Here is a 16,565-nt window from a genome sequence, read left to right as displayed (position 1 = left end):
GTGGCGGTGTAGACCTTGGCGATCGACCCCGAATGGAAGATGGAGTCCGGCGTCACCTCCACCCCGGTCCCCCGGTGCAGCAGCCCGCTGGCCAGTTCGTGGACCTGGCCGTCGACCAGCACGGCCAGCGCCGCGCCCGGCACGTGGTGGGCGGCGCGCAGCTCGTCCAGCCGGGCCTGCCAGCGGGCGAGGTGGAAGCCCCGGCCGGTGGAGCCGCTGGTGCCCCACTCCCCCGAGGCCGTCCAGTTGCCGTCAGCGTCCCAGGTGAGGTTCTCCGACATGTTCTTCGTCTCCTTGATGGTGTGAAGGGGGGTGCAGGTCAGTGGTGGCCGGCCAGCGGGGTCACGCCCCGGCGGGCGGAATCCATTCGGCGAGCTGGACCACGACGCCGTTGGGGTCGGTCAGGCGCAGCCGCCACTCGCCCCACGGCTCCTGGCGCAGCGGCGTGGTGATGTTGGCGCCCTCCCGGCGCAGCCGGTCGTGCTCGGCGTCGATCCCGACGACGGTGAAGGACACGATCACGTCCGTCCGGCGGTCGCCGCGGCCCTGCGGCGGTTGCTCGAGGTCGCGCTGTCGTACGACCAGGTCCACCGCCGCGTCGTCGCGACCCAGCCACACGAAACCGTCGCCGGACACCACCTCGCGAAAGCCCAGGTGCGTGCCGAAGAACCGGCTGCAGGCCGCCATGTCGTCAACGCTCAGCGACACCGTGGAGGCGATCACGTTCACGCGCGAGCCTCTGGCTCTGGTCGCCGGACCGACAGGCACATGCCACACTTCCTTCCGATAGGTCGATCTTTGGTCACCGGAGCCCGCTCCGCTGACAAGATCAAGCATTCTGGCTGGCCAGGCCGGAAACAACGGCGGAAGCCGCAATGCCGGTTAACCCAGAAGTTCACGATCGGGGGCGGAATGGAGCTGCGGGACATCGAGATCTTTCTGGCCCTGGCCGAGGAGCTCCACTTCGGCAAGACCGCCGAGCGGCTGCACGTGACTCCGGCTCGGGTGAGCCAGGCGATCAAGAAGCAGGAGCGCGGCGTCGGCGGCAAGCTGTTCGAGCGCACCAGCCGCAATGTCCAGCTCACCTCGCTCGGCGAGCGGCTGTACCAGGACCTGCGGGTGGTGTACCAGGGCCTGCATGACAGCATGGAACGAGCCAGGCTGGCCGCCCAGGGCAAGACCGATGTGCTGCGCGTCGGCATGCTGGCCAGCAACGCCCACGACCTGCGCCCGTTCTGGCAGGAGTTCCGCTCCCGCCATCCCGCGTGGGGGCTGCGGATCCGGCACAATCCCTTCATCCAGCCGTTCGAGCCGCTGCGCAACGGGGAGATCGACGTCCTGGTGTCGTGGCTGCCGGTGGAGGAGCCCGACCTGACCGTCGGGCCGGTCGTCTTCACCGAGCACAGGGTGATGCTGGTGCCTGTCGGCCACGCGCTCGCCGGCCGCGAGTCGGTCTCCCTCGAGGCGCTGGGCGACCACGGCGTCATGCGGCCCTCGATCGTCCAGCCCGACTACTGGGAGGACGCCTTCACGCCCTTCCAGACCCCCAGCGGCCGGCTGATCGAGCGCAGCCTGGCCGTCTCACACCTGGACGACGTGTTCACCCTCGTCGGCGCCGACGAGGCCGTGCACAACCTGGCCGCCCACGCCGCCCGCTACCACGCTCGCCCCGACATCGTCTACCTGCCGATCCACGACGCCCCGCTGCTGAGATGGGGGCTGGTGTGGCGCGGCGACGCCGAGACCGAACCCGTCCGCGCTCTGGCCCAGGTGATCCGCGACCTGGGCACAGCCTCCCTCTGAGCCGGTTCTTCGGCGCGGGGGCGCTCTCTAGCCGGTGATCGCCTGGCGGACGCCGGTGCGCGAGGCGTTCTCGATGGCGGCCAGCACGCGGTGCTGGCGCACGGCCGTGTCGAAGGACGGGTGCGCCGGCCGGCCGTCGGCGAGCGCCCGGGCCAGCTCCCGGTAGAAGACGGCGAGGTTGGCGGCCGGTCCCGCCGGCAGGGGCGAGTCGTTCGCGACGGTGTACTCGGCGCGGGTGCCGTCGGCGGCGGCGTGGGTCACGGTCCAGTCGGCCCAGTGCGGGTACAGTCCCGGCCGGGTGGGGGCGACGGCCAGCGTGCCCTCGGTACCAGTGATCTTGATGTGGAAGCCGTCGGGCCCCGGCGCACTGCCTCCGTGCACGCTCACCACGGCCACGGCGCCGCTCTCCAGCAGCCCGTGGACGGCCACGTGGCTGGGCACCCCGCTGGGCACCATCCGGCCGGTCTCGATCACCTTGACCTCGCGATGGCGGTGGGCGAGCGAGGCCGACAGCTCGGTCATCGGCCCGGCCAGGTGCTCGACCATGGCCAGGACATGTCCGGCCATGACGGTCAGCAGGTTCATCCCCGCGGCCGGGTCGGTGCTCCAGGCGAGATCTTGCGGGATGCGGGCCCCGCCGAGTATGTCACCCGCGGCCACGATGGTGATCGACTCCAGGACGCCGATCCGCCCCTCGGCGATCAGGTCCTTGACGAAGGCGGCCGAGGGAGAGTGGAAGCCCTGAAGGACGATCGCGTTGGCCACCCCGGCGGCGGTGGCGGCCTCGGCGAGCTGGACGGCCTCGGTCAGGTTCACTCCCAGCGGCCACTCCGAGACGACGTGCTTGCCCGCCGCGAGCGCCGCCTCGATCGCCTTGGCGTGGCCGGGCGCTTTCACCACCACGGCGACCAGGTCGACGTCCGGATGGGCGGCCAGCTCGCCGGCGTCGGCGAAGGCGTGCGGGATGCCGAACGCGGCGGCCGTACGGCGGGCGCTGTCCAGCCTGGTGGTCGCGACGGCGGTCACCTCGTACTCCTCCAGGGCCGAAAGCGCAGGAAGGTGGGCGGCCGTCGCCCAGCCGCGGTCAGGGCTGGCGCCGATGAGGCCGATACGGATCACGATGGCTCCTCCACAAGTTATATACCGATCGGTAAGAAACTAGCGGGGAGCCGGGGCGCGCGTCAACGAGTAACGTACCGATTGGTAAGAAACATGGAGGAGGTGCGTATGCCAGGAGGACGCCCGCGCGCGTTCGACCCCGACGCCGCGCTGGACAGCGCGCTCGAGGTCTTCTGGAGCCAGGGCTACGAAGGCACGGCGATCTCCGATCTCACCGCGGCCATGGGCGTCAACCGGCCCAGCCTCTATGCCGCCTTCGGCAACAAGGAGGAGCTCTTCCGCAAGGTGCTGGACCGCTACCTGCAGGGCCCGGGGGCCTACGCCGCCCGCGCCCTGGAGGCGCCGCGGGCCAGGGACGTCGTCGAAGCGCTGCTGTATGGCGCGGTCGAGCTGACCGCCGGCCGCGACACCCCTCGCGGATGCCTCAGCGTCCACTGCGTACATGCCGGTGGGCCGGAGGCCGAGCCGGTGCGGCAGGAGGTGGCGGCCCGCAGGGAGGCCGGCGAGGCGGCTCTGCGCGCGCGCCTGGAGCGGGCGCGTGACGAGGGCGACCTGCCGGGCGACTGCGACCCCGCCGACCTGGCGCGCCTGGTCACCGCCCTGTCTGACGGCATCGCGGTCGCGGCCGCCGGGGGTGCGGGGAGGGAGGAGCTGCTCCGGCTCGCCGCCACGGCGCTGCGGATCTGGCCGTCACGCCTGGACCAGGGTGATGACGCCCGCGCTCACGAGGGCGACCGCCCACATGCGGTCCAGGTTGAACCAGGCGCGCCGGAGCACCGTGAGGCCCACCACCTCGTACACGACCAGGGCGATGACGCCCGCCACCACGAACATCGCCAGCGTGTGCAGGGCGGCCACCGCCAGGCCGCCCGTGAGGGCGTGGCCCGGGTGGCCGGGGACGTGCAGGCTGGTGAAGACCGGTAGCAGCATCAGGCCGGCGCCGTGGGCCGAGGACATCAGGAACGACCAGCAGGCCAGCTGCCACAGCGACAGCCGCATCCCCACCCAGCGGAAGTAACGGGTCGACAGCAGCCGCCACAGGCCGAACCCGACCAGCACCACCCCGCCGCCGATCGACAGCACCCTGCCGGTGACCAGCGAGCCGGTGGCGCCGACGACGAGCGCGACCAGGGCGACCGAGGCCAGGTGGCCGAGCGCGATGACCGGCAGCGACTGCAGCAGCAGGTCCCTGCTGCGCTCCTGCAGGCCGCGGGCCACGGCGAACAGCCAGCCCATGGCCGGGTTCAGGCCGTGGAAGGCGCCCAGCAGGAGCACGGTGGCGATCGTCACGGGTAGCAGTAGGAATCGGAGGAGGCATCGCCGCCCTGAAGCCGTACCTGGTGAGGGCGCAGGCCGCGAAACGCCTCGCCGTGGGGGAAGAAGCGGGTGTCGAGGGTGAAGGAGTCGGCGTCGATCTTGGCCATCCAGGCGCCGACGCCCTCGGGGTAGAACTGGTCGTCCCAGGCGCCGTACAGGGAGTTGGTGACGTAGACGCGGCGGCCGTCGCGGCTGACCTCCACCATCTGGGGGCCGCCCCGCAGGGGCAGCGACGGCTCGGCTGGATGGGGCGCCTGCCGGACGATGCCGCCGATCTTGAGCGAGCCCAGCTCCACGGGCTTGGTCGGGTCCGAGACGTCGTACTGCTTGAGCTCGCCGGTGCCCCAGCACGAGACGTACAGCCGCTGATCGTCGACCGACAGGTCGATGTCGGTGACCAGCGGAGGCACCGCGCCGAAGGGCTGCAGCAGGGGCGGCAGCAGGCCGGCGTCGGCGGGCTCGGCGGGAATGGAGATCACCTTGCGGGCCTGCCAGCGGCCGTCCTCCTGGAACCAGAGCCAGACGGAGGCCGACAGGTCCGCGACGCTGATGACGACCCCGGCGAACCCGTAGGTGCGGGTGGGGTCGTGGGCCGGGCGGAGCTCCAGGGTCATCTGGTGTTCGTCGCCGAGGTCGATCTCCTGGACATGCCTGCGCTTGCGCAGGTCCCAGAAGTGCAGCTTGTGCCCGTACGCGCGGCCGAGCAGCAGCTCCCCGACCACCCCGTCCTCGATCATCGACGGCGTGCCCCACTCGGAGCTGATCAGCACGTCATGGTTGAGGTGCCACCAGAAGTCGTAGGCGAGATACTGCGGTCCCCGGTCGACCTCCCAGCGCCCGAGCACCTCGAAGGAGGTGTGGTCGAGGATCGCGATCCCGCCCGGCCCCTCGTTGCCGTTCGCGCCGCCGAGCGCGGACAGGTAGAGCCCTTCCGGCCCGCAGTGCACGGTGTGGGGCCGCGAGTAGCCGGCCCGCTTGGCCAGCTCCTCCGCGTCGATGACCTTGACCAGTTCGGGGCTGATCCGGTCCTTGGTGTCGAAGACGTGGATCCGCGAGGACCGCAGCCCCGGCACGATGAGGTAGCGGCGTTCGACGTGCGGGTGCGGGGCGTAGGGGCACAGCGCGCTGCTGCAGGCGTTCCAGCCGAAGTGGTGCAGCTCGTCGCCGGTGTAGGGCAGGTCGGTCCAGCCCACCACCTGGCCGTAGGTCGGCGAGGTGGCATCGGTGTCGAGTACGGCCAGCGCGTCCGGCCTGGTCGCCGACCTGTCGAAGGCGGCGACGTAGGCCAGTTTCTCGGCGGGCGCGTCGGCCGCGTCCCTGGGCGAAGGATAGAACGTGGGATCCGGAGTCCAGAGGCTCATTCTCCCACGTATCCACTAATTTCCTACACGGTCAACCGGGTATGGGCCACGTTTTCGGAATCTCTCTACAGCGAGGGAGCCACGTGCGCATGCGGGTAGTCCGGTGAACGGTGCTGGAAGGAGAGGATGGCGGGGTTCTGGATGACGCCGTCACGGATCTCGATGGCTCGCCGGATGGTGTCGCCCTCGTCCCAGGCCTTGGGGCCGGTGAGCACCGTCCGCAGATGCGGCAGCAGGGACTCGCTGATCTCCCAGGTGGCCGAGTCCCACAGGTAGGACGGGCTGTGGTCGACGGCGTAGTAATGGACGTTGTCGCCCACCTCGAACATCGGCCGCGTGAAGGATGTGGGCCGCGCCCAGCTGAAGCCCATCCCCTCATCGCACGACACGTCCACGATGAGTGTGCCCGGCGCGAAGGCGTCCAGATCGTCCTCGGTGACGAACATCAGTGGATGGTCGGTGTTCTGCAGCACACAGTTGACGACGATGTCATGGTCGGCGATGAACGCGGCGAGCGGGATCCGGCCGCTGTCGGTGAGCGCATAACTGCGGTTGGGGTCGTCGGCTTCGTGCTCGAAGCGCACGATGCGCGCCGAGTGGATGGGCGAGGCGACCGCGGTGACGTCGCGGAAGGTGAGCAGATCGATGTCGTTCACGCCGTGCGCGTTCAGGGCCGTCACCGCGCCCCGGCCGGTCGCGCCGAAGCTGATGACGACCGCCCGCAGCCGCCGCCCGTAGTCGCCGGTCGTCCCGGTGAGCGCCAGGGCGTGCAGAACCGAGCAGTAGCCGGCCATCTCATTGTTCTTGTGCAGGACGTGCAGGTTGAAGGTGCCGTCACTGTTCCAGTGGTTCATCGCCTCGAAGGCGATCAGAGTGAGCCGCCGGTCGATCGCGAGCTGGGTCACCTCCTCATCCTGTACGCAGTGCGGCCAGCCCCACAGGATCTGTCCGTCGCGCAACTCCTTGAGGTCCTGGGCCAGGGGTTTGGGCAGCAGGATGACATCGCAGCGCGCCACCAGCTCCTCCCGTGACAGCAACCCGGCGACGTGCGGCGCCAGTTGCTCATCAGAGATGCCGAAATGCTCGCCGTAGCCGCGTTCGAGGTAGATGAGGTGCTGAAGATCGGCTTCGATCCGCTCAAGGTGCAGCGGGTGGATGGCCAGCCGGTGCTCGTTCTCCTTGCGTGAGTGTGACACGACGCCGAGACTGAGCTGATCCATACGGGCTCCCTTGGGTTGACCCTATGTCTAGCAGGTGCACCTCGGTGAAATGTCCCGACATCATGTCCGGTGGTCATTCCCACAGGTGGCCGAGCGCGTACCTTGCGCACGTTGCCGTGGCTCGGACGCTCAGCCCGAGCAAGCCGACGCGGCGCGTCCTCCCCTTTCGGTAAAGGGGAGGACGCGTTGGTGGGTTACGGGTATTCGGTGAGGTTTGCGACGTTTGTGGAGGAGTTGCTTGGGCCTCCCGTGGAATTGATGACGTGGGCGATGGTTCCGGTGCCGCCCAGGGAGACCGTCACCATGTGGTGGAAGCGGACCCCCGGCGTGTTCGGCACCTCGAAGGCCCGGTCGGCCACCACCGCGGGGTTGGCGCTGAAGTAGCAGTAGCTGCCCAGCCCCCAGGCCTCATGCGAGGTGACCGAACCGGCGACCTTGTAGGCGGCCCAGCCCCGGGTGGAGCCGTTCATCCAGGACGCCTGGCTGGGCGGATCGTAGGGCATCTCGTTCTGGAAGAAGTAGGTCCGCCCGCCGTTGCCGTTCCAGATGACCTGGTACTGGTGGAAGTGCTCGACGAACAGTCCGTAGAACGTCACGTCGTCGCCGTTGACGACGAGCCCGTTGACGGTCGTGTTGGTGTTCCACCCGACGCCGCTGCCGTGGTCGGCCCGCCAGATCCAGGTGTGATCACCGATCACGTTGTCGCTGTTGATCACCAGGCTCTGTGACGCCTTGCCCACCCCGGCGCCGCCGACGCGGAAGAAGACGTCGTGCAGTGAGGTGGGGTTGGCCGCGTGTGAGGCCGCCGAGCCCGCCGGGCCGACCTGCATGAGCGTCGCCGAGTTCGCGGTCCCGGCGTCGATCAGCAGGCCGGCGATCTTGACGCCGTCCACGTCGGCGACGGTCATCGCCGTGATGCCGTTGTCGGGTACGAACGTCGCCAATCCAAGACCGAGCACCACGGTGTCGGCCCTGGTGACCCTGATCGTGTCGTTCAGGTGGTAGACGCCCGGCGTGACCAGCAGGTCCTTGCCCGCGGCCAGCGCCGCGTTGATGTCACCAGCGGTGTTGCCCGGCTTGACGACGAAGAACTGACTGATCGGCAGCGACGTGCCGGCGCCCGGCCACGACACCCCGGCGGAGTTCGACTTCAGCGCGGGCACGAACACCTGGTAGGCCCCTGCCGCGTCGATGTAGAGGAACGGCTTCTCCCGTACCACCGGCGCCTGCCCCACCGTCGTGTACGGCGGGCTGGGGAAGGTGTTGCCCGGCGCGCCGGACACCCCGACGAAGACCATGTTCCAGTTCGACCCGCTCCAGGACCCGAAGGCCGAGTTGCGGGAGATCCACTGCTGTTGCGACCCGGACCTGACCTGACCGTCGATCCGCGAGTCGGAGATCCACCCGCCGCTCGACCAGCCGCCGTCGTCCAACTGCAGGTTTCCGCGCACATGCATGCGCCGGTACGGCGCCGCCTGCGAGACCGCCCACCGATCCGTGCCGCCCGCCGGGGTGACCGAGAGGTTCTCGGCCGAGCGCCAGAAGTTCTGCGTGGCGTTGCCGCCGAACCAGTCGGCCTCGGCGTGCACGGCTCCGTTGATCGTCACCGCGTCCGGCGTCTGTCCCAGGCCAAGGACCTGGGTGTAGAAGCCCACGTTGACGTCCACGCCGTAGGTGCCCGGCTTGAACAGCAGCGCGTACCGGTTGGACCCGAACTGGTTGGACTGCTGCTGGCTGAACACCGAGTTGAGCTGCGACTGAATCGTGGACGCGGGCATCGACGGGTCGAAGACGCGCACGTTCGGCCCCAGGTCGGGATTGGGGCCACCGCCGCCGCCCGACAGGGTGAACGACTGCGCCGCTGTGCCGTTGCAGGCGTACTGCTGCAGTTGCACGCTGTCGGCCGTGGAGGCGCCCGGCACGTCGAGGCACTTGCCGCTGTTCCTGTTGACCAGGTGGTACGTGCCTCCGGATTCCTCCACCGGCAGCCACTGCTGGTTGTTGCCGCCGCCGTAGGCCCACAACTGGACCGGTGCGCTGTCGGCGGTCGAGACACCGGTCACGTCCCAGGCCTGCGTGGCGTTGAGCGAGCTGTCGACCCGGTGGTAACCACCGCTGGTGGCCTGGAACTGCCAGAGCTGCGCGCCGCCGCCGTTGCACGCGTACTGCTGGACGGCGGTGCCGTTGGCGGTGGCGGCGCCGCGGGCGTCGACGCACTTGCCGCTGTGCTTGGCGACCACGGTGGTCAGGCCGGTGGGGACGGCTGCCTGCGCTGCCGGCATGAGGACGAACCCGGCCGCGATCAGCACGAGGACGACTAGGGCACGCATCAGAACCCCGCCGTCAGTCTGGTGAAGTCCCAGGCGCTCTGGGAGACGCCGCTGCAGGTTTCGGACAGCCCTCCGGAGCAGGGGCGGTCGCGGTTGACCGACCAGAAGGCGAGCCTGGTCAGGCCATGGGAGTTGGCGTAGTCGCGGATCTGGGTCCAGGTGGCGACCGAGGTGACCTCCGACTGATCGGACAGGCCGTTCATGCCGGAGATGCCCATGTGCGCGTACGCCGTGGCGTCCGACCAGCCGAACGCCGACTTCAGAGCGTTCTTCAGCCCTTCGGCCGCGTTGACCGTGCTCTGGTACATACTGGACCCGCCGCCGAAGTCGAACGGCATGATCGTGTAGTTGTCGATCGGGACGCCGAGCTCCCTCGACCGGTTGATCAGCCGGGTGCCCGCGCCGGCCGGGCCGCTGGTGGAGGTGCCGAAGGTGACGACCACCTTGACGTTCGGGTTGTTCGCCTTGACGATCTTGAGGCCGTTGAGTATGCGGTCCTGGACGGTGTAGTTCTCGTACTCGTCGGTGTTCTCGATGTCGAAGTCGACGGCCGCGGGTCCCAGAGCGTTGATGACCTGCTGCACGGCGCCCGCGTACGCCTCAGGCGTACCGCAGTTGGGGCCGAGCTTGCTGCCCGACCAGCCGCCGAAGGAGATCTGGACGCTACCGCCCTTGGACTTGATCGTGTTGATCGCCTGCTGGTCGGCGCCGCCGGTCAGCGCACGGGAGCCGTCCCAGCGGGGCGTGCAGCCGCCGCCGGACAGGATGAAGGCCATCGTGAAGGACTTGACACCGGTCGCGTCCATGACCGTGCCCGGGTTGGGCGGGCTCCCCCACCCCATGTAGAGGTACGGGGCGCCGGGTAGCTTGCCGGGATTGGGGGTGCTGTCGCCGGAGGGCAGCGTCCACTTCTGGTTGGCGCCGGTGCCGCAGCTCCAGATCTGCAGGGGTGTGCCGTCGGCCGAGCCGGCGTTGGTGGCGTCCAGGCACTTGCCGAGCGCTCGCAGGGTGCCGTCGGAGGCGGACGTCCACTGCTGCGCGGCGGTGCCGTTGCAGTCGTAGATCTGCACCTTGGTGCCGTTGGCGCTGCTCGCGCCCGCCACGTCCAGGCACTTGCCGAGTGCGCGGATCGTGCCGTCGGACTGCGTGGTCCACGACTGGGCGGTGGTGCCGTTGCAGGTCCAGAGCTGGACCTGGGTGCCGTTGGCGCTGCTGGCACCGGCGACGTCGACGCACTTGCCGCCATAGCCGGTGATCCGGCCGGTGGCGGCCGAGGCCGGGGAAGCGAGGCCCGCCACGGCTAAAGCCGTCACGGAGGCAAGGATGATTCCTTGTCTTTTCATGGGGGTGTCACTTTCTGTGGGGGGTGTACGCCGGTGGCTAGCCGCCGGCGTGAGTGAGCACCATGGCTAAGAGAAATTCACGGTCGTGACCTTACAGTGACCTTACGGTGACCCAATGAGAGCGTCAATACTTAATTCAAGAGTTGACGGCACACTTAAATTAGATAGAAAAATAAGCGGGACGTGGGCCCTCAGCTGCCCTGGAACTGATCCACCACCAGGTGAGCCGCCTCGATCGCGACGCGGCCGTAGGAACAGCGCAGTGACCCGAGTCGGCTCGTCACGCGCGTTGCGCCACACCATCCATCAAGATCATCCTGATGTGGGTCCAAAACAGTTGACCAGCGCGATCAGCCATATCCGCCCGATTTTCGGCGGATGCTAACGGGGCCCTCCTTCGGCCGCCAGTCGCAGCGTGGCCTCCTTCTCGCGCGAGCCGACCGCTTACGGGTGCCGTAGTACGTCAGGTACGGGGAGCAGCGCCGCTTGGGGTCGAAGGTCGCCACGTAGTGGGCGGCCAGGTCGGCCTGCGCGGTGACGGCGGCGTGGTCGAGGAAGGCGCCCAGGCGCTCGCGGACCTGTCCGGCGGGCAGCGCGGCCACGGTCCCGGTCAGTAACTGCCGGGCGTCGTACAGCCGGTCGTCGGGGTAGCCGGGCAGCACCGATGCCACCATGTGCGCTGTACGCAGCTCACCTTCGCCCAGATCCATCATGCGGACAACTCCTCACCTCACGCGCCGGATGTCTCGATCCTTTCGGCCGGCAGCGGGGCGGCTCAGGGCCCTTGGTCCCGCCTTCCGGATCCGAAAGACCCAAGGGGCGGCTCAGGCGAGTTGCCGAAGGCGCCGGCCGGTTGCCTCCACCGTGGTGATGACGATGAACTGGTCGCGGCTGCGCGCCCACGGCGTCAGCGGCAGTCTTTCCAACCGGGCGATCTCCGCGGGCTCGTCGGCGACGTGGGCCAGCCCTATGACGGTGACCGACCAGCCGGTCCGCTCCACCGGGTGGAAGTCGTCGACCTCGAAGGCGACGACCGCACGGCGAGTGGCGGCGGCCAGCTTCGAACCGGCCGCCGTGCGGATGACGATGTCGTCGCCGTCCAGGCAGAAGTTGACCGGCTGCACGGCCGGCAGGGCGCGATCGGTGAAGACGATCCGCCCGATCGGGCACGAAGGCAGCAGGCGCATGCACTCCTCCTGCGAGAGCACCTGCAGGCCGGCCGAGTCGAGTTTCATACCCTCAGCCTGTGGCCGCCCCTACCTGCGCGGTTAGGGACGAAAGTCCCATGTCGGCTGCCGATCCGCTCTCAGTTGTCGCTGTTTCCCGCCGGCGTCAGTACGCGGGCCCCGACGGCGCTGCCCGGCGGTGGCGTGGTGCGTCCCGCCGTTCGCGGCAGGTGAGTGCCGTCTCCCGTCACCTTCCACTGCGACGGCTCCCCGGACTCCCAGGGGCGAGAGTGCTTGTGCCGTGGACTCGAAGCGGGCGGGTGGCGATGGGTCATCGTGGTCGGAGACCGTCCAGGGCGATGTCGATGAAGCGCCGCCAGTCGCCTATGGCCTCGCGGCTGATCGCGGCCACCGCCCCGGCGATCATGTAGAGGTCCGCGACCTTGACGTCGGCGCGGAAGGTGCCGTCGGCCCGGCCCCGGTCGAGCAGGGTCTCGCCGAGGGCGAGGAGGTCGGCGCCCACCTGGCCGCGTGGCTCGGTCGAGCCTAGGGCCGCCTCGATCGCGCTGGAGACCCCGCGGCTCTCGTCGTGCACCTCGCCGATGCGGGTCAGGAAGCAGGTCAGGGCCTGCCGCGTGTCGGGGTTGGGCAGGCATGCGGTCCGGGCGTACGCCAGGATCTCGGCGAACCGCTGCTCCGTCACCGCCTCGATCAACGCCTGACGTGTCGGGAAATGTCGGTAGACGGTGCCCACGCCGACGCCGGCCGCCTTGGCCACCTCCGCCATCTGCACCTCATCCCCCCGCTCGGCGAACAGCTCACAGGCCACCTCCAGCACGCGGCCGCGGTTGCGTTCGGCGTCGGTACGGGGCTTGCGGGCGGTGGGTTTTGACATCCCTCGCGGTCCTCTGTCTAGACTCTAAGCGGAATCGGATTCCGAATCCGTCTCCGGAAAGGGTACCTCATGTCCAAGGAACGCTTCATCCTCCTGAACCCCGGAGAGTCACGCCTGCCCATGCCGCCGCCGACGACGCTCAAGGCCGGAGCCGCCGATACCGAGGGCCGGTTCTCCCTCATTGAGAACCGGGGCCACCAGGACCTCCCCGCGCATGTCCACGACGCCTTCGACGAGTTGGTCTTCGTACTGGACGGGGAGTTGGGCCTCGACTTCGACGGCCGGACGCATCGCCTGACCGCGGGCATGTGCGCGCTGCTGCCGCGCGGCGTCACCCACGCCATACGCGCCCTGTCGGAAGCTCCGGTCCACGCGCTGCACCTGTTCTCACCGGGCGGCTGGGAAGAGTACGCCCAGTCCGTGGCCGGGCAGACAGCGGAGAACGGCGACAAAGGCCGCTTCTACCTTCTCCAGCGCGGCGAAGTGCGCCCGGGGCGGATCAAGGTCCCGCCCGCGTTCGCCGCCAAGGCTCGCGGCACCGACACCGACGGCAGGCTGTCGCTCCTCGAAATGGTGGTGGCTCAGGACATTCCCCGCCACATCCACCACAAGGCGGACGAAGGCATCTACGTACTCGACGGGGAACTCGTCGTCGAGTACGACGACCGGACGGAGAAGGTGGGCAAGGGGCAGTTCGTCCTGCTGCCTCACGGGGTCCCGCACGCGCTGCGCTGCGGGTCGACCCCACCCCCGCGGGTCATCCAGATCTCCTCGCCGGGCGGCTGGGAGTGTTTCATCGAGGACCTGATCGAGGCCAGGCCGCACATCACCACGGGCGGCCGGCTCGACCCGGTCAAACTCAACCCCATCGCCGCCAAGTACGACATCACCTACGGCGTGCCGTAACCCCGGCGAAAACCGGCAGCGGCGCTGAGCGGATCGCCCAGAGCGCGACGGCGATGTACACGACCTGCTCCGGCACCCGCAGCCACAAAGGCGACGCCTCGCCGCCGTTGAACGGCACGTCGGCGACCGCGGCGTAGATGTTGGCCGGCAGTAGGAGCACGAAGAGCGCGGCCAGCCCGATCCCGGCCGGCCGGCGCGTCCCGGTGATGATCAGCCCCACCGCGCCCATGAGCTCCAGCACACCGGTCAGGTAGACCATCGCGTCGGCGAAGGGCACGAAGGGCGGCACCATGCGTACGAGATCCCCATGGTTGGGCATGACCGTGACGCCGTCCGGGACGAAGTGCGCGCTGGCCGTCATGAAGAGCATGACGGCCAGCGCGTGCGCCGCACTGACCGGCCACGAGGCGAACCGGCCGACCCCGAACGCCCCCAGCGCCCGGAAGCCCAGCAGGGCCACCAGCAGTACGATGATCGTTTCCACGACGGCTCTCCCTATTGGGTAGTTGTACTATCTAGCATTGGATAGCACAACTATCCTATTGAGTGTCGCGATGTCAACCGGTTTCTCGTCAAGCCATACCGAAAGGACAAGGAGTGGCGGCGGTTCACCGCCCTAATTCTTGGCAAGCGTGGCCCGCCACGCCTTGTGCGCGGTGTCGGCCAGGATCATGACGGGAATCGCCATCGCGGCCAGTGCCCATCCCACGGCGGGCGGGAAGGCGCCGCCGAGCAGGCGCGAGACGGGCGGCAGACCGAGGAAGGCCAGCAGCAGCACCGCTTCGACGGCGATCGCGCCCAGCAGCAGGGGGTTGGTGCGCCAGCGAACGCGTCCGATCCAGCGGGATTCGCTGCGGCAGGCGAAGGCGTTGGCGAGTTGGCCGAGCACGACGGCGGCGAAGGCCGTGCCCGAGGCGGCGGCGAGCAGGCCGGGGCTCGGGGCGGTGCCGAGCCGCCAGCCGCCGAGCAGCAGGACGCCGACGAACGCCCCCATTTCGGCCAGGGCCTGGGCGGGGCCGAGAATCGCGAAGACGCGGGTGAGCAGGCGGCGGTCGATGAGGGTGCCGGCGCGGGCGGGGCCGTACATGGTGCGGGGGTTGGCCGGTTCGGCGCCCAGGGCGAGCGCGGGCAGCAGGTCGGTGCCGATGTCGAGGGCGAGGACCTGCAGCACGGTCAGGGCGAGGGGGATGGTGCCGCCGGACAGTGCCCAGATGGCGAACGGGGTGAGTTCGGCGACGTTGTCGGTCAGGTGGTAGGTGAGGAAGCGGCGCACGTTGGCGTAGGTGGCGCGGCCCAGTTCGACCGCGCCGACGATGGTGGCGAAGTGGTCATCCAGCAGCACCAGGTCGGCGGCCTGGCGGGCGACGTCGGTGCCCGACTTGCCCATGGCGATGCCGATGTCGGCCTCGCGAAGCGCCGGTGCGTCGTTGACGCCGTCGCCGGTCATCGCCACCACGTGGCCGCGCCCGCGCAGGGCCCGGGCGATGCGCAGCTTGTCCTCGGGCGTCACGCGGGCGATCACCACGCCGTCGTGGTCGAGCAGCTCGCCCAGCGCGGCGTCGTCGGCGGGCAGCTCGGCGCCGGTCACCACCAGCTCATCCGGGCCGAGCAGCCCTACCTCGGCGGCGATGGCGCGGGCGGTGCGCGGATGGTCGCCGGTGACCATGGCCAGCTTGATCCCGGCGATGCGGCATTTCCCGATCGCCTCGGCCACGTCCTCACGCGGCGGGTCGTGCAACCCGACCAGACCGAGCAGTTCCAGCTCCGACTCCTCGGCCGTGCGACCGCGCGCGACGGCGAGCACGCGCAGTCCGCGGTCGCTCATCCCGGCCAGCGCGTCATCGGCCCCGGGTACGGTCCGGCACAGCGGCAGCACGGCATCCGGTGCGCCCTTCAGGTGCAGCCCGCCGTCCACCAGGACGGAGGCGCGGCGCCGCACTGGATCGAACGGAAAGCGCCGGGTGGCCTGCCCTTCCACATCGGCGCCGAGACGCAGGGCCTCGACGTGCAGAGCCACCTCCATCGGGTCGCCCACGGGCTTGCCGCCGCTCATGCGGCCGGTGGAGCTCAGCACCGCCGTGCGCATGACCTCGGCGGGCGAGCTCGACGGCGACCACACCTCGGCCACGGTCATCTCGTTGCGGGTCAGCGTGCCGGTCTTGTCGGTGCAGATGAACGTGGCCGAGCCGAGTGTCTCGACCGCCTCCAGGTGGCGTACCAGGGCGTTGCGGGCGGCCATCCGCTGGGCGGCGCGGGCCAGCGACAGTGTGACGGTCGGCAGCAGCCCTTCGGGCACCAGCGCGACCGTGACACCGATGGCGAACAGGAAGCCCTGCCCCGGCGCCATCCCCAGCAGCACGGCCAGCCCGAAGAAGACCGCCCCGACCGCCGTCGCGATCCCGGCGACGATCTTGATGACCTTGCCGAGCTGCACGGCCAGCGGGCTGGGTGGCCTGCTCGCCTCCCTGGTGAGCTTGGCGATCGCGGCCAGCCGGGTGCGCGCCCCCGTGGCCACCACGACGGCCTCGGCCTCCCCCTCGACCACGAACGTGCCCGCGTAGGCCGGGCCACCCACCTGCGGCCGGGCGGGCCGGCTCTCCCCGGTCAGCATGGACTCGTTGACGGCCAGCCCGTGCACCTCGGCCACCTCCAGATCGGCCGAGATCCGGTCACCCGCCTCCAGTAGCGCCACGTCCCCCATCACCAGGTCAGCCGCGCCGATCAGCACGCGCCTGCCATCCCGCCTGACCACCACGTTGGCCGGGATCAGCTCCCGCAACCGCTGCGTGGCCCGGTCGGCGCGATACTCCTGGGCGAAGGCGAAGCCACCGTTGAGCAGCACGACCACCGCGATCGCCACGGCCAGTTGCGGCATCCCGGCCAACACGGCCAGCGCGGCCGCTCCCCACAACAGCAGGGCGAAGAAGTGCACCATCTGGCGCAGCAGCAGCATCACAGGAGAGGCGCGGCGAGTCGCGGGCAGTACGTTCGGGCCGTCGGCGGCCAGCCGCTGCGCCGCTTCTTCGGCGGTGAGGCCGCAACGGGTCTGAGACAGGATGGTCATGACCACAAATCTCGCGGCCACGTCCTGCGTTGGGCAGGGAC

At 69.7% G+C, this 16,565-nt stretch carries 15 protein-coding genes and 1 pseudogene; 3 read left to right on the top strand and 13 right to left on the bottom strand.

The features are described from left to right. Positions 1-281, bottom strand: a 281-nt coding sequence (locus AB0B91_RS60520) for a serine hydrolase (protein WP_358341556.1), incomplete at its 3' end; no start/stop codon positions are given. Between the two features lie 61 nt (positions 282-342). Further along, complete coding sequence (locus tag AB0B91_RS60515) at positions 343-729, bottom strand: VOC family protein (protein ID WP_358341553.1); 387 nt, start codon at positions 727-729, stop codon at positions 343-345. 183 nt (positions 730-912) lie between these two features. Between AB0B91_RS60515 and AB0B91_RS60510 the strand changes: the two genes are divergently transcribed. Continuing rightward, positions 913-1,803, top strand: a complete 891-nt coding sequence (locus AB0B91_RS60510; protein WP_358341550.1) for a LysR family transcriptional regulator — start codon at positions 913-915, stop codon at positions 1,801-1,803. Positions 1,804-1,830: 27 nt separating this feature from the next. Here AB0B91_RS60510 and AB0B91_RS60505 read toward each other — a convergent pair whose 3' ends face one another. Then, positions 1,831-2,922 (bottom strand): Gfo/Idh/MocA family oxidoreductase, encoded by a 1,092-nt coding sequence (locus AB0B91_RS60505; RefSeq protein ID WP_358341547.1) that lies wholly within the window; start codon positions 2,920-2,922, stop codon positions 1,831-1,833. A gap of 93 nt (positions 2,923-3,015) precedes the next feature. Between AB0B91_RS60505 and AB0B91_RS60500 the strand changes: the two are divergent. Next, positions 3,016-3,195, top strand: a pseudogene (locus tag AB0B91_RS60500) (helix-turn-helix domain-containing protein); the annotation flags it as partial. Positions 3,196-3,612: 417 nt separating this feature from the next. On the opposite strand, the gene AB0B91_RS60495 reads toward AB0B91_RS60500, so the two are convergent. The 8 genes from AB0B91_RS60495 to AB0B91_RS60460 all read right to left on the bottom strand — a co-directional run bounded on the left by AB0B91_RS60495 (position 3,613) and on the right by AB0B91_RS60460 (position 12,554). Next, positions 3,613-4,221 carry a hypothetical protein gene (locus tag AB0B91_RS60495; protein ID WP_358341565.1) on the bottom strand — a complete coding sequence of 203 codons (609 nt, stop codon included), beginning with the start codon at positions 4,219-4,221 and terminating at the stop codon, positions 3,613-3,615. Then, complete coding sequence (locus AB0B91_RS60490) at positions 4,209-5,600, bottom strand: selenium-binding protein SBP56-related protein (protein WP_358341544.1); 1,392 nt, start codon at positions 5,598-5,600, stop codon at positions 4,209-4,211. The genes AB0B91_RS60495 and AB0B91_RS60490 overlap by 13 nt, the downstream gene beginning before the upstream one ends. A 65-nt stretch (positions 5,601-5,665) precedes the next feature. Beyond that, positions 5,666-6,820, bottom strand: coding sequence for a N(5)-(carboxyethyl)ornithine synthase (locus tag AB0B91_RS60485; RefSeq protein WP_358341541.1), 1,155 nt, complete (start codon positions 6,818-6,820; stop codon positions 5,666-5,668). A gap of 194 nt (positions 6,821-7,014) precedes the next feature. Then, positions 7,015-9,150: an RICIN domain-containing protein gene (locus tag AB0B91_RS60480; protein ID WP_358341538.1), complete on the bottom strand. Its 2,136-nt coding sequence runs from the start codon at positions 9,148-9,150 to the stop codon at positions 7,015-7,017. Continuing rightward, positions 9,150-10,463: a ricin-type beta-trefoil lectin domain protein gene (locus AB0B91_RS60475; protein ID WP_358341535.1), complete on the bottom strand. Its 1,314-nt coding sequence runs from the start codon at positions 10,461-10,463 to the stop codon at positions 9,150-9,152. Before AB0B91_RS60475 ends, AB0B91_RS60480 begins: the two co-directional genes overlap by 1 nt. Positions 10,464-10,843: 380 nt before the next feature. Further along, a complete protein-coding gene (locus tag AB0B91_RS60470) occupies positions 10,844-11,206 on the bottom strand; it encodes a molecular chaperone TorD family protein (protein WP_358341532.1) in 363 nt (120 codons plus the stop codon). Between the two features lie 111 nt (positions 11,207-11,317). Next, positions 11,318-11,728 (bottom strand): pyridoxamine 5'-phosphate oxidase family protein, encoded by a 411-nt coding sequence (locus AB0B91_RS60465; RefSeq protein ID WP_358341529.1) that lies wholly within the window; start codon positions 11,726-11,728, stop codon positions 11,318-11,320. Positions 11,729-11,990: 262 nt separating this feature from the next. Continuing rightward, entirely contained in the window at positions 11,991-12,554 is a 564-nt protein-coding gene (locus tag AB0B91_RS60460; RefSeq protein ID WP_358341526.1) for a helix-turn-helix domain-containing protein, read from the bottom strand. A gap of 69 nt (positions 12,555-12,623) precedes the next feature. Here AB0B91_RS60460 and AB0B91_RS60455 point away from each other — a divergent pair, with 69 nt between their 5' ends. Beyond that, positions 12,624-13,460: a cupin domain-containing protein gene (locus AB0B91_RS60455; protein ID WP_358341523.1), complete on the top strand. Its 837-nt coding sequence runs from the start codon at positions 12,624-12,626 to the stop codon at positions 13,458-13,460. Here AB0B91_RS60455 and AB0B91_RS60450 read toward each other — a convergent pair. Both AB0B91_RS60450 and AB0B91_RS60445 read right to left on the bottom strand, forming a co-directional pair. Beyond that, on the bottom strand, positions 13,441-13,944 hold the full coding sequence (locus tag AB0B91_RS60450; RefSeq protein WP_358341520.1) for a hypothetical protein: 504 nt from the start codon (positions 13,942-13,944) through the stop codon (positions 13,441-13,443). The two genes, AB0B91_RS60455 and AB0B91_RS60450, sit on opposite strands and share 20 nt — an antisense overlap. Before the next feature lie 132 nt (positions 13,945-14,076). Then, positions 14,077-16,524: a cation-transporting P-type ATPase gene (locus AB0B91_RS60445; RefSeq protein ID WP_358341517.1), complete on the bottom strand. Its 2,448-nt coding sequence runs from the start codon at positions 16,522-16,524 to the stop codon at positions 14,077-14,079. Positions 16,525-16,565 lie beyond the last annotated feature (41 nt).

This window comes from Nonomuraea sp. NPDC049141 (genome assembly GCF_040648415.1).
GTDB lineage: Bacteria > Actinomycetota > Actinomycetes > Streptosporangiales > Streptosporangiaceae > Nonomuraea.
The sequence above is the reverse complement of the archived record's forward strand: the minus strand, read 5'-3'. Positions and strand labels throughout refer to the sequence as shown.